The organism is Hyphomonadaceae bacterium BL14, from assembly GCA_027627705.1.
GTDB lineage: Bacteria > Pseudomonadota > Alphaproteobacteria > Caulobacterales > Maricaulaceae > Oceanicaulis.
Genome location: CP091242.1, coordinates 96,631 through 108,568 on the forward strand (window position 1 = coordinate 96,631; position 11,938 = coordinate 108,568).

Genomic DNA, 11,938 nt, shown 5'->3' on the forward strand with positions numbered 1-11,938 from the left:
AACGAACGTTCGCATGAACTGCGACATGAGCGCTGCTGACACCCGCACCCGAATCCTGGATGCCGCCCTGGCCGCCTTGCCGGCGGAGGGGTTTGAAGGGCTGTCCATCGGGCGGCTTGCGACGCGCACCGGCCTGTCCAAGAGCGGTCTGTTTGCGCATTTCGGCGGGCAGGGCGCGCTGCAGATCGCGGTTATCGATGCGGCGGCGGCACGGTTTGAAGACAGGGTAACGCGCCCCGTGCTGGCTGAGGCGGACCCGCTGGAGCGGTTGCATTTGCTGGCAGCGCTCTGGCTGGACTGGGTCACGACGAACGGGCAGGGCCGGCCCTGTCCGCTGATGCAGGCAGCGATAAGTGCGCCGGGTCTGGCCGATGAGGCGGGCGATCATGCCAGGGACGTGCGGGCCCGCTTCCATCCTTTTGTTGCAAGGCTAGCGCGCCGAGCGGTACAGGCCGGCCAGCTGCGTGCTGGCACCGATCCCCAGCGCTTCGCCTTCCGCTTTGAAGCGCTCGGCCTTGCGGCCGGACTGCACGCCCTGAGCGAGGACCCGGCGCGTGTGCGCGCCTGTGCTCAGGCGGAATATGCCGCCCTGTTCGAGGACTGCGCCGTATGAGAATGATTGCGGTGAATCTGGCTGCGCGCCTGACCCCGCAGCGCTTTCGCGCCGAGGCGGGCCGGCGCTTCATCACGCCGCGCGTGCGCCGTCAGTCCGATACGGGCCGCGACTTTCTGCATCAGCTGGAGCGGGCTGAGTTTGACGGCCCGCTGGGCCGGCAGCGTGCCTGGACGGGCGGTCAGGGGCCGCTGGTGTTCTTCCAGCATGGCTGGGAGGCCGACAGTGCGGATCTGGCCACGCTGGCTGAGGCGGTGCTGGCGCGCGGAGCGCGTGTATGCCTGATTGATGGTCCGGCCCATGGCGAGAGCGAGGGATCGACCGCAACCCTGCTCGATTTCGCCGCCGGCATTGCCGCCGCCGCACGGGCGTTTGGTCAGCCGGACGCCGTCGCCGCCCATTCCATGGGATTGCCCGCAACCGTGATCGGCATGCGCCGCCATGGCCTGGCACCGGCGCGCGTGGCGGGGATTGCCGGGCCGGACGCCTTGCCCGCCAATGTCCGCTTCCAGGGCGGCCATATGGGTATGAGCGAAACGGCGATCCGGCGCTTGCTGGAGGCGGTGAGCTTCCGGCTGGGCGAGCCCGCAGACGGGCTGAGCGTGCTGCGTGAGGCCCATGCCCTGACCGCGCGGGCGCTGATTGTTCACGGGCGGGGCGATGTCATCACCCCGCCCGAGGCCGGCGAGCGCATTGCATCCGCCTGGCCGGGCGCTGAGCTTGCGATGTTTGACGGGCTGGGTCATCGCGCGGTGCTGCGCCACCCCGATGTAGTGGCGCGCGTCAGCGGCTTTCTCGCGCCCGATTAAAAAGCAGGTGTGGCGGGACGCCCGCCGAGGCCCTAGATAGGCCCTTATCAAGCCGCCTTGCGAAAGGGCCGTTCATGGCCGCTACCCGCGCCGCCCGCGACCTGACCAAGGGTCCGGTCTTCGGCCATGTTCTGCGCATGGTCATCCCGATGTCGTTCGGGATCGTGGCCATGATGCTGGTCGGCGTCGTGGACGCCTATTGGGTGGGACGGCTGGGCACAGCGCAGCAGGCTGCAGTGCAGTTCGTTTTCCCGGTCTCCATGCTGGTGACGAGCATCGCCATCGGGCTGGGTGCCGGGGCTGTGTCCGTGGTGGCGCGTGCCGCCGGGCGCGGCGATCACGGCCGGACCCGCCGGGTTGCGACCGACGCGGTCACCCTGTCGCTGATCGTTGTCGTCATCGTCGCCGCGCTGGGCGTCGCCACGATTGATCCGGTGTTCCGTGCGCTGGGTGCCACCGAAGCGATGATGCCGTTCGTGCGCGAGTACATGGTCATCTGGTTTGCCGGCATCGTGTTCATGGTCGGCCCCATGGTAGCGGGTAATCTGCTGCGGGCGCTGGGCGATGCGATCATTCCCAGCCTGATCATGGTCTTTGCGGCGATCATCAACATGATCCTGGACCCAATCCTGATCTTCGGCTGGGGACCCATCCCGCGCATGGAGGTGCAGGGCGCGGCTTGGGCTACGCTGATCTCCAACCTGGTGGTGTTCATCCTGGCCATGGGGATCATCATCTGGCGCGAAAAGCTCATCGACTTCTCTTTCCCGGGCTGGAGCGAGCTGGTCTGGAACTGGCGCGAGATCGCCCGGGTGGGTGTTCCGGCGGCCGGCTCCAACATGATCGGTCCGCTGGCCAATACCGCCGTGTTCGCCGCAGTGGCAGGCTTTGGCGAACCGGCTGTGGCAGGCCTCGGCGTCGGGATGCGGGTCGAGGCGCTGGCGATCATTCCGCTGTTTGCGCTGTCGGGCTCCATCGGGCCAATCACGGGACAAAATGGCGGTGCCGGGCGGATCGACCGGGTGCGCGAGGCGTTCGTCAAATCCTTCTTGTTCAGCCTGGGCTGGGGCCTGTTTGTGGCGCTGCTTCTGGCGGCGCTCAGTTCAATTCTCGCGCCTGCCTTCCTGCCCGGCGAGGACGGTCAGGACATGGCGCGTGCCTACTGGCTGATCGCGCCCTTCGCCGTGGCCGGCTATGGCGTGGCAATGGCAGCGGCGGCGGGGTTCAATGGCCTCGGCCGTCCACTGATGGGGGTGGCGGTCAACCTGTTCCGCGGCGTGGCCCTGGTGGCGCCGCTGGCCTGGCTGGGCGCGGTGCTGGGCGGGGCCACGGGCGTCATCTGGGGCGTGTTCGCCGCCAACATGATCGCCGGTATGGTGATCGCCGCTGTTGTGCTGCGCCTGTGTCCGCTGACCGCTGTGGATGCCCGCACCCGTCGGCCGGATCCGGCACCTAAAGCGCCGGACGCCGTATCAGACGCGCAGCCAGCTCCGCTTTATCGCTCAGATGCGGATGGGGATACGCGGTAAGCGCGTTGTCCGGCCAGATCCAGCGCGTGTCCGGCAAAAGCGCACGCATGGCGTCCAGGGCGCAGCCATAGGGTGGCCCGCCGGGCTCGTCCTTCTGCATGAACAGGGCGAACAGCGACCCGCCCGGCCGGAGGCTGGCATGCACCATGGCCTCCCAGTCCGCCCTCAGGCGCGGATGTATGGCGCACAGAAAGGTCTGCTCCCACACCGCGTCGAACGGCGTGTCCGGGCGGAAGGCCAGGGCGTCAGCCGCCATGAAGGTGCCGGTGAGTGCCTCCCGAGCGAAACGGTCACGCTGCCAGCCGATGGCGCTGGGGGCCAAATCGACGCCGGTTACGGCCAGACCCAGCCGGGCGAAGGCTTCGGGCTCGGCCCCGCGACCGCATCCGGGAACCAGAATGCGGTCGCCCGGTGTGAACGCGCCGGCTTCAGCCCAGTCCGCCAGAGCGGGGTGAACGCCGCCGCGCTCCCAAGGGGCGTCATTGGCGCGAAAGCGCGCATCCCAGTCCACGCCCGTCCGGTCTTCAGATTTCGATGTATTGGTCATTCCCGGTTCATGGCCCTCGCCACAGCGTGTGTAAATAGCGGGTCATCTAGCGGCTTCCCTGATTTCGGCGATGGCGGCTACACTGGCTGTCAGTTGGAGGCAGGCCAGGGGAGGGCGCGATGACGGTGTGGGCGCATGACGCGGCACCTGCCCCTGTTCGAACCGGTGTGCGCCGCCTGCCGCCCGCGATCCTGTTCGCCAGCGCGGCCGGTGTTGTGCTGGCCCTGTCAGGTCTGATGGTGCTGGCCAGCCTCAATGCTGCGCCGGACTGGTCGCAGGGCTGGCACCCGATCCGATCCCCGCTGGAGCTCGATGGCCGCTTCTGGGTGTCGGTGATGACCGGTGCCCTGGCTGCCCTCTCTTCGGCCTGGATTTGGTCGTTGAAGCCCTCCGACCCGGCGGTGCGCCTGTTTGCGCTTAGCGGCGCGGCGACCTTTCTGTTCTGCATGGGCGCGGCAGGCAATCTCTCAACCAGCGTGGTGCCCTTCGCGGCCGCCCTGTCCTTCGCAATGTCAAACGCTATCGGCGCTGTCGCCTTCGGTCTGGTGATGATCGCCCTGTTCGCCATCTACCCGGCCCGCCTGCCCGGCGCGGCGTGGTTGATTGCGGCCAGCGTGACGGTGTTCGGCAGCTGGACGATGGTCGCCGCCTTCGGTCCCCTGGACCTGTCCATCGCGGTTCAGCGGATCACGTTTCTGGAAATGCTGCTCATTGTCGTGGTCAGCCTGGCGCAGATCGTGGCGGCGCGGGGCGATCCGGTGCAGCGCGCCATTGCTGTGTGGCTGAGCGCCAGCGTGATCATTGGCGCGGGCGGGTTCATCGCCACGGTGGCTGCGCCTGTAACGTTTGGCGCCAGGCCGCTGATCCATCCCCAGTACGCCTTTGCCTTCTTCCTGATCATCTATGCAGGGCTGGCCGTGGGCCTTTTGCGCTACCGCGTGTTCGGGCTGGGGCGCTGGGCCTATCAGGTCCTGTTCACCGTCGCGGCGGCGATCATCGTGCTGGCGGTGGATGCGGCGCTGATCGTGATGCTGTCGCTGGACCCGGCGCGGGCCATTGGCCTGTCGCTGTTCCTGGTCGCCGTCGCCTATCTGCCCGCGCGCGCCTGGCTGTGGTCGCGCCTCTCGCAGCCCAGGCGCATGGATCAGGCCGCACTGATGCGCGCTGTGGCCGATGTGGCCCTGCAGCCGGGTGCTGATCAGCGCGCGCAGCGCTGGCAGGCCTTGTTGCGCGATCTGTTTTCACCGCTCGACATCACGCCGGCGTTGGCCGGCATGCGCGAGGGCGGGATCGAGGCCGATGGCCGGCGCCTGACCGCGCCGGCGCGCGCGGGACTGCCAGGGCTGGTCCTGCACGACAAGGACAAGGGCCGCGCCCTGTTCACACCGGAAGACTGGGACACGGTGCGCGAGCTGGGCTCGCTGGCCGACTATCTCGACGAAAGCCGGACCGCCTATGACCGGGGTGCCGCCTGGGAGCGCACGCGCATCGCCCGTGACATCCACGATCATATCGGCGCCCAGCTCCTGACCGCTTTGCATGTGCGCGAGGACAATCGCAAGGACGAGCTGATCCGCGCCACCATCGGCGATCTGCGCGATGTGATCCGCAATGCCGAAGGCGAGCCGGCACCGTTTGATACGCTGATGGCGGATCTGCGCGCGGAAACCGCCGACCGGCTGGAGGCAGCGGGGCTGGAGCTGGACTGGCAGATGGACACCGGGCGTGAAGACGCGCCGAACCGCGCCGCCATGCAGACATTGCGCGCGCTGGTGCGTGAGGCAGTCAGCAATGCCATCCGCCATGCCGCGGCCTCAACATTGACCGTCGCGCTGGCGCTGGACGGCGATGCGCTGACCCTGACCATCCGCGATGACGGGCGCGGGTTCGACCCGGACGCGGCCCGCGCCGGGCGCGGGCTGGACAACATGGCAGCGCGGGTTGAGGCGTTGGGCGGAAGCTTCTCGATGGACACAGGCCCGGGCGGATCGATCCTGCACGCGGTGTTTGCGGCGTTCAGATGAGCCGGCCTCAGGCTTCGCTCGGTGCCGACAGGCCTAGGCGCGCGGCATGCCAGGCGGCCTCGGCGCGCGAGGAGATGCCCAGCTTGCGGTAGACCGCCTTGATATGGCCGGCCACGGTCTGCTCGGCGATGCCCAGCGCGGCCGCGGTCTCGTGATTGCGCAGGCCCCGGCCGATATGGGCCAGCACTTCCTTCTCCCGCATGGTCAGGTCGCAATCGGGAGCCGCCGGCCCGGTGAGGCGGAAATGGTCCATGATGCGCCGGGCGATGGAGGGTGACAGCGCCGGCGCGCCCGCCAGCGTCTGACGGACCTGGCGGGTCAGCACTTCGGCGGGCTGGTCTTTGAGCAGATACCCGTCCGCGCCGGCGGCCAGCGCGCCCACGATGGAGGCGTCATCCCCCAGAATTGTTGCCACCACGCACAGCGTCCGGGGCGCATGGGTCTTGATGGCGCGCAAGACATCCACCCCGGATCCGTCGGGCAGCCCCAGATCCACCAGCGCCAGATCAAACACCTCGCGCCCCGCCAGTTCGCGGCCCTGGCGCACGTCCGGTGCCGTCGTGATCTGTGCGTCCGGGCAGGCGTCTGTCACCACATTGCACAGCCAGGCCCGGACGTCGGCAATGTCTTCAACGATCAGTACACGCGTCATGTGGGGCCTCCCGCGGACACCATGGCCGTTCCAGTATTGCCGTTCGCCCGCTCGCGCGCACCCCCCGGTTCAAGGGGGGCGGGTCAGGCGCGCCGGGCTGAGGCAATCCATAACGAAACTGCACACGTCATCAGGCACGGGCTGCACGCAGGCCGTCCCCTTGCCGCATGCAGCCCGCCTCAGGTGCAGTCCCCCCCTGGGCCTGCACGAAGAATACTGCAGGTGATCCGGGCGTCACGGCGCCCCCTGTTCAGGGGGGACAGTCTTGCCAGCCCGCAGCGCGCGCCGTACATCGGCTGCCATGCGGGTGTGGCGGAACTGGTAGACGCGCTGGATTTAGGTTCCAGTGGGGCGACCCGTGGAGGTTCGAGTCCTCTCACCCGCACCATCTTTACAAGTGCTCACGCCCGTCCGGGCGTTCGCGTCCTCGCTGACGCTGCGGGCGCGCGGTCGCGCTTGCGAACCCTGACGGGTTCGGTTTTCTGGTTCCTCTCGCTCCGCTCGGTCGGTCCTCGCTGACGCTGCGGGCGCGCGGTCGCGCTTGCGAACCCTGACGGGTTCGGTTTTCTGGTTCCTCTCGCTCCGCTCGGTCGGTCCTCGCTGACGCTGCGGGCGCGCGGTCGCGCTTGCGAACCCTGACGGGTTCGGTTTTCTGGTTCCTCTCGCTCCGCTCGGTCGGTCCTCGCTGACGCTGCGGGCGCGCGGTCGCGCTTGCGAACCCTGACGGGTTCGGTTTTCTGGTTCCTCTCGCTCCGCTCGGTCGGTCCTCGCTGACGCTGCGGGCGCGCGGTCGCGCTTGCGAACCCTGACGGGTTCGGTTTTCTGGTTCCTCTCGCTCCGCTCGGTCGGTCCTCGCTGACGCTGCGGGCGCGCGGTCGCGCTTGCGAACCCTGACGGGTTCGGTTTTCTGGTTCCTCTCGCTCCGCTCGGTCGGTCCTCGCTGACGCTGCGGGCGCGCGGTCGCGCTTGCGAATCCTGACGGGTTCGGGGATAGGCAGCGCGTCGCAACATGTGTGTTTTCGCGACACGCGCAGGCCCTGCGGTCCTGACTGACCCCCGTTGCGCACGGAAAATCCCCGTGACATAACGCGCGCTCGCTTCTAAAGCGGGCGTGACCGGACCGGCGCATCGCCCGCGCCTGTCTTAATGAACGCCTTGGCGCAATGCTGACGGCCCCCAAAATCACGAAGGCCCTTTACCTCATGAACGTCCAAGAGAAATCTTCTGAAGGTCTGTCGCGCACGTTCGAAGTGGTGGTCCCGGCCGCCGACCTCGAAAAGAAGCTCGCCGCCAAGATCGAGGAGATCCGCCCCGAGGTGCGCCTGAAGGGCTTCCGTCCCGGCAAGGTGCCTGCGGGTCATATCCGCAAGATGTTCGGCGCGTCGATCATGGGCGATATCCTTCAGGAAATCGTGCCCGAAGCGACACAGAAGACGCTGGACGAGCGCAATCTGCGCCCGGCCTCCCAGCCCAGCATCGAGGTTAGGTCCGACGCCGACGACGTCCTCAAGAAGGGCTCCGATTTCGCGTTCCAGATCGCCGTTGAGGTGATGCCGGAGTTCGAGCCGGTCGATCCCAAGACCCTGTCTGTGACCCGTCCCACGGCACCGGTGGGTGACGACCAAGTGGACGACGCGCTGGGCGAGCTGGCCCGTCAGGCCCAGGCCTATGAGCCCAAGGCCAAGACCGCCAAAGCCGCCGATGGCGACAAGCTGGTGATCGATTTCGTCGGCATGATCGATGGCGAAGCATTTGACGGCGGCACGGCCGAGGACGCCGAGCTGGTGATCGGCTCTGGCCAATTCATCCCGGGCTTTGAAGAGCAGCTGGTCGGCGTCAAGGCCGGCGACACGCTCGAGGTGAAGGTGACCTTCCCCGAGGCCTATCAGGCTGCCCATCTGGCGGGCAAGGCGGCGGTGTTCAATACCACGGTCAAGGAAATCCAGGAGCCGGCTGAAAGCGCCATTGATGATTCGCTCGCCGAGCGTCTGGGTCTCGAGAGCCTGCAGTCGCTCAAGGACCTGCTGGTCAAGCGCTTCGAAGCCGAGCACGCTCAGGCCTCGCGCATGAAGGTCAAGCGCGCTCTGCTCGACCAGCTCGACGCGGCACATGACGGTATTGACCTGCCCGGCCGCATGGTGGAGCAGGAATTTGAATCCATCTGGCGTGAAGTCGAACAGGCCATCAAATCGGGCGAGCTTGATGACGAGGACAAGGAAAAGTCCGAGGACGAGCTGAAAGCCGATTACCGCAAGATCGCCGAGCGCCGTGTGCGCCTCGGGCTGGTGCTGGCCGAGATCGGACGCAAGGCCCGTGTGGACGTCACCCAGGAAGAGATCGCGCGTGCGGTCAACCAGGAAGCAGGCCGCTATCCCGGCCAAGAGCGCCAGGTGGTCGAGTTCTACCAGAAGAACCCGGGTGCCCTGCAGTCCCTGCGCGCGCCGATCTACGAGGAAAAAGTGGTCGATTACATCCTCGAGCTTGCCGATGTGAGCGAGGTGGAGATCACCCGCGACGCTCTGTTCTCTGACGAGGACGAGGCTCCGGCCAAGAAAGCGCCGGCCAAGAAGAAGGCAGCCCCCAAGAAAGCCGCTGCCAAGGCCGATGCTGACGACGGTGCCAAGAAAGCCCCCGCGAAGAAGGCTCCGGCCAAGAAGGCCGCCGCCAAAAAGGACTAGCGGCTGCCATCGCCGGTTTGCGCTCCCGCACCCGCCGCCTAGAGTGGTGCAGCGGGCCATCCGGCTCGCAACGCCCATCCGAATGCACGGAGCCGAACATGCGTGACGACCCGCAGGACGTGATGATGAACCTGGTCCCCATGGTGGTCGAACAGACCGCGCGGGGCGAGCGGGCCTATGATATCTATTCGCGCCTGCTCAAAGAACGCATCGTCTTCGTGACCGGCGTGGTCGAGGATCACATGGCCTCCTTGATGGTGGCCCAGCTGCTGTTTCTCGAATCAGAGAATCCGAAAAAAGAAATCGCCATGTACATCAACTCGCCTGGCGGGTCGGTGAGCGCGGGCCTGGCGATCTATGACACCATGCAATACATCCGCTGCCCCGTGGCGACAGCCTGTGTCGGCATGGCCGCCTCCATGGGCTCGCTGCTGCTGGGTGCCGGCGACAAGGGCATGCGATTCGCCACGCCGAACGCGCGAATCATGCTGCACCAGCCCTCCGGCGGGTTCCGCGGCAACACGGCTGATATCGAGCGTCACGGCGAAGACATCCTGAAAATCAAGCGGCGGATGAACGGTATTTACGTCAAACACACCGGCCAGGATCTGGCTGTGGTGGAGAAAACACTCGACCGCGACACCTTCATGGACGCTGAAGAGGCCCTGAAATTCGGCCTTATCGACCATGTTTACGAGAAGCGTGGCGGGCCTGAGGTCGCCGGATCTTAAGACTATTTCCCCTAAAGTGAGCCGGACCCGGGCTGCGCAAAAGCGGCACGGTGCAGTTTTGCGCGCTTGATCGCAGGCGCGCGCGTGTGTTCGTATGGGCGATGGAAACGTTTCGCTAAGGTCCGGCCCTGATCTTGCTTGAGACGCAAACGCGCGACTCAAGCTGGCCCGGACCGGGCCTGGCGCGCGTCGCGCAGAGGGGCTGAATGTGGATTGTATGATCCGCACGGCGAAGCCGGACCGACTGGAGCAGGCATGACCAAGGCGACAACAGGCGACGGAAAGAGCACGCTGTACTGCTCGTTCTGCGGCAAAAGCCAGCATGAAGTCCGCAAGCTGATCGCCGGACCGACGGTGTTCATCTGCGATGAATGCGTCGAGCTGTGCATGGACATCATCCGCGAGGAGAACAAGACCTCACTGGTGAAATCCAAGGAAGGCGTGCCGTCTCCACAGGAAATCTATCAGGTGCTCGAGGATTATGTGATCGGCCAGGGCCACGCCAAGCGCGTGCTGTCGGTGGCGGTGCACAATCACTACAAGCGCCTCAATCACGCCGGGCAGAATGGCGATGTCGAACTGTCCAAATCCAATATTCTTCTGGTCGGCCCGACAGGCTGCGGCAAGACACTGCTGGCCCAGACGCTGGCGCGCATCCTCGATGTGCCCTTCACCATGGCTGACGCCACCACGCTCACCGAAGCGGGTTATGTCGGTGAAGATGTGGAGAATATCGTCCTGAAGCTGCTGCAGGCGGCCGACTACAATGTCGAGCGTGCCCAGCGCGGCATCGTCTACATCGATGAGATCGACAAGATCAGCCGCAAGTCCGACAATCCGTCCATCACCCGCGACGTGTCGGGCGAAGGCGTGCAGCAGGCGCTGCTGAAGATCATGGAGGGCACTGTGGCCTCCGTGCCGCCCCAGGGCGGGCGCAAGCATCCCCAGCAGGAATTCCTGCAGGTGGACACCACCAATATCCTGTTCATCGTGGGCGGTGCCTTCGCCGGGCTGGAAAAGATTATCTCGCTGCGCGGCAAGGGCTCAGCTGTCGGATTCGGTGCCGATGTGCGCGATCCCGATGCGCGCCGGCAGGGCGAAGTTCTCAAAGAGGTCGAGCCCGATGATCTCCAGCGCTTCGGGCTGATCCCGGAATTTGTCGGCCGACTGCCGGTTATCGCCACCTTGGAAGATCTCGACGAGGCCGCGCTGATCCAGATCCTGACCGAGCCGAAAAATGCGCTGGTGAAGCAATACCAGCGCCTGTTCGAGATGGAGGGCGTCGGCCTGTCCTTCACCGAGGATGCGCTGGCGGCGATCGCCCATCGCGCTATTGCCCGCAAGACCGGCGCGCGCGGGCTGCGTTCGATCATGGAGGGCATTCTGCTCGACACGATGTTCGAATTGCCCGGCCTCGACGGCGTTGAAGAAGTGGTGGTCAACGCCGAAGTGGTCACCGGCGCGGCGACCCCGCTGCACATCTATTCCAAGAAGCACCAGGCCCAGGCCGCCCCGCAAAAGGGTGCCTGAACCGGCCTGACGTCATAAAGAGAGCTTTCAGGCGGCGGTCCCTCAAAGGTCCGCCGTCAGCTTTCCAGCTCCACATCCCAGTAGAGATAATCGAGCCAGCTTTCGTGCAGGTATTTGGGCGGAAAGCGGCGGCCTTGCGCCTGCAGCTGATGCATGTTCGGCCGCTCGGCCGGCCGGTGCAGGGGCATCTTGGCCTCACGCGGCGTGCGTCCGCCCTTTTTCAGATTACAGGGCGCGCAGGCGGTGGCGATATTGTCCCACGTGGTGCGCCCGCCATAGGCGCGCGGGATCACGTGATCGAAGGTCAAAAGGTCCAGCTTGTCCGTACCGCAATACTGGCACCGGAAACCGTCGCGCAGGAACAGGTTGAAGCGGGTGAAGGCCGGCGGGCGGTCCTGGCTGATATAGTCACGCAGCGCCACCACTGAGGGTGCCGGCAGGGAGACGCTGGGCGAGCGGATCAGCGTGTCATACTCCGACACGATGTCGACGCGCTCCAGGAACACCGCCTTGATGGCTTCCTGCCAGGGCCAGGTGGACAGGGGATAGTAGGAGAGGGGCTGGTAGTCCGCGTTCAGGACCAGACAGCGCAAGTCTTCAGGAGCGGTTCTGAACACCCGCATCACACCCTCTCGACGGGCGGATCGCGCGGGGTGTCCGCGACAGTCAACGGGCCAGTGGCCCCGTATGATGCCAAAGGCGTCCTGAAGACGCGTCTCCTTCACAGCAGACGCCGGTAATCGTTGGACGAATCACCGGCGCGATCCTTTGGTCGGGCGCACTCTAACCGAGGTCGTGTTACACGCCTATGACAGTGCGCTGACA

Annotated in this window: 10 protein-coding genes and 1 tRNA gene; 8 read left to right on the forward strand and 3 right to left on the reverse strand. The window is 66.1% G+C overall.

Going from position 1 to position 11,938, the window contains the following annotated elements; all coding sequences use genetic code 11:
- The first annotated feature begins 25 nt into the window (after positions 1–25).
- The 3 genes from L2D00_00425 to L2D00_00435 all read left to right on the forward strand — a co-directional run bounded on the left by L2D00_00425 (position 26) and on the right by L2D00_00435 (position 2,951).
- Complete coding sequence (locus L2D00_00425) at positions 26–613, forward strand: TetR/AcrR family transcriptional regulator (protein WBQ13168.1); 588 nt, start codon at positions 26–28, stop codon at positions 611–613.
- A complete protein-coding gene (locus L2D00_00430; protein WBQ13169.1) occupies positions 610–1,422 on the forward strand; it encodes an alpha/beta hydrolase in 813 nt (270 codons plus the stop codon). Before L2D00_00425 ends, L2D00_00430 begins: the two co-directional genes overlap by 4 nt.
- A 74-nt stretch (positions 1,423–1,496) precedes the next feature.
- Positions 1,497–2,951, forward strand: coding sequence for an MATE family efflux transporter (locus tag L2D00_00435; protein ID WBQ13170.1), 1,455 nt, complete (start codon positions 1,497–1,499; stop codon positions 2,949–2,951).
- Here the strand turns inward: L2D00_00435 and L2D00_00440 are convergent.
- On the reverse strand, positions 2,875–3,498 hold the full coding sequence (locus L2D00_00440) for a TPMT family class I SAM-dependent methyltransferase (protein ID WBQ13171.1): 624 nt from the start codon (positions 3,496–3,498) through the stop codon (positions 2,875–2,877). The two genes, L2D00_00435 and L2D00_00440, sit on opposite strands and share 77 nt — an antisense overlap.
- Positions 3,499–3,617: 119 nt before the next feature.
- On the opposite strand from L2D00_00440, the gene L2D00_00445 reads away from it, so the two are divergent.
- On the forward strand, positions 3,618–5,522 hold the full coding sequence (locus tag L2D00_00445) for an ATP-binding protein (GenBank protein ID WBQ13172.1): 1,905 nt from the start codon (positions 3,618–3,620) through the stop codon (positions 5,520–5,522).
- A gap of 7 nt (positions 5,523–5,529) precedes the next feature.
- Here L2D00_00445 and L2D00_00450 read toward each other — a convergent pair whose 3' ends face one another.
- Positions 5,530–6,174, reverse strand: a complete 645-nt coding sequence (locus L2D00_00450) for a response regulator transcription factor (protein ID WBQ13173.1) — start codon at positions 6,172–6,174, stop codon at positions 5,530–5,532.
- 303 nt (positions 6,175–6,477) lie between these two features.
- On the opposite strand from L2D00_00450, the gene L2D00_00455 reads away from it, so the two are divergent.
- The 4 genes from L2D00_00455 (at position 6,478) to clpX (ending at position 11,113) form a co-directional block, all read left to right on the forward strand.
- Positions 6,478–6,562 (forward strand) — tRNA-Leu (locus L2D00_00455).
- An 814-nt stretch (positions 6,563–7,376) separates the two neighbouring features.
- Positions 7,377–8,852: a trigger factor gene (gene tig / locus L2D00_00460; GenBank protein ID WBQ13174.1), complete on the forward strand. Its 1,476-nt coding sequence runs from the start codon at positions 7,377–7,379 to the stop codon at positions 8,850–8,852.
- A gap of 98 nt (positions 8,853–8,950) precedes the next feature.
- A complete protein-coding gene (locus L2D00_00465; GenBank protein ID WBQ13175.1) occupies positions 8,951–9,583 on the forward strand; it encodes an ATP-dependent Clp protease proteolytic subunit in 633 nt (210 codons plus the stop codon).
- Positions 9,584–9,838: 255 nt separating this feature from the next.
- The gene (gene clpX, locus L2D00_00470; GenBank protein ID WBQ13176.1) at positions 9,839–11,113 is read left to right on the forward strand and encodes an ATP-dependent Clp protease ATP-binding subunit ClpX; all 1,275 of its coding nucleotides are present in this window, start codon (positions 9,839–9,841) and stop codon (positions 11,111–11,113) included.
- A 56-nt stretch (positions 11,114–11,169) separates the two neighbouring features.
- Here clpX and L2D00_00475 read toward each other — a convergent pair whose 3' ends face one another.
- Positions 11,170–11,736 carry an HNH endonuclease gene (locus L2D00_00475; protein WBQ13177.1) on the reverse strand — a complete coding sequence of 189 codons (567 nt, stop codon included), beginning with the start codon at positions 11,734–11,736 and terminating at the stop codon, positions 11,170–11,172.
- Between the last annotated feature and the right edge of the window lie 202 nt (positions 11,737–11,938).

What these genes read in the sequence shown, in the direction of transcription:
- L2D00_00440 (WBQ13171.1), bottom strand. Translation starts at nt 3,498, where the DNA reads ATGACCAATACATCGAAATCTGAAGACCGGACGGGCGTGGACTGGGAT.
- L2D00_00450 (WBQ13173.1), bottom strand. Translation starts at nt 6,174, where the DNA reads ATGACGCGTGTACTGATCGTTGAAGACATTGCCGACGTCCGGGCCTGG.
- L2D00_00425 (WBQ13168.1), top strand. Translation starts at nt 26, where the DNA reads ATGAGCGCTGCTGACACCCGCACCCGAATCCTGGATGCCGCCCTGGCC.
- L2D00_00430 (WBQ13169.1), top strand. Translation starts at nt 610, where the DNA reads ATGAGAATGATTGCGGTGAATCTGGCTGCGCGCCTGACCCCGCAGCGC.
- tig (WBQ13174.1), top strand. Translation starts at nt 7,377, where the DNA reads ATGAACGTCCAAGAGAAATCTTCTGAAGGTCTGTCGCGCACGTTCGAA.
- L2D00_00435 (WBQ13170.1), top strand. Translation starts at nt 1,497, where the DNA reads ATGGCCGCTACCCGCGCCGCCCGCGACCTGACCAAGGGTCCGGTCTTC.
- L2D00_00445 (WBQ13172.1), top strand. Translation starts at nt 3,618, where the DNA reads ATGACGGTGTGGGCGCATGACGCGGCACCTGCCCCTGTTCGAACCGGT.
- clpX (WBQ13176.1), top strand. Translation starts at nt 9,839, where the DNA reads ATGACCAAGGCGACAACAGGCGACGGAAAGAGCACGCTGTACTGCTCG.
- L2D00_00475 (WBQ13177.1), bottom strand. Translation starts at nt 11,736, where the DNA reads ATGCGGGTGTTCAGAACCGCTCCTGAAGACTTGCGCTGTCTGGTCCTG.
- L2D00_00465 (WBQ13175.1), top strand. Translation starts at nt 8,951, where the DNA reads ATGCGTGACGACCCGCAGGACGTGATGATGAACCTGGTCCCCATGGTG.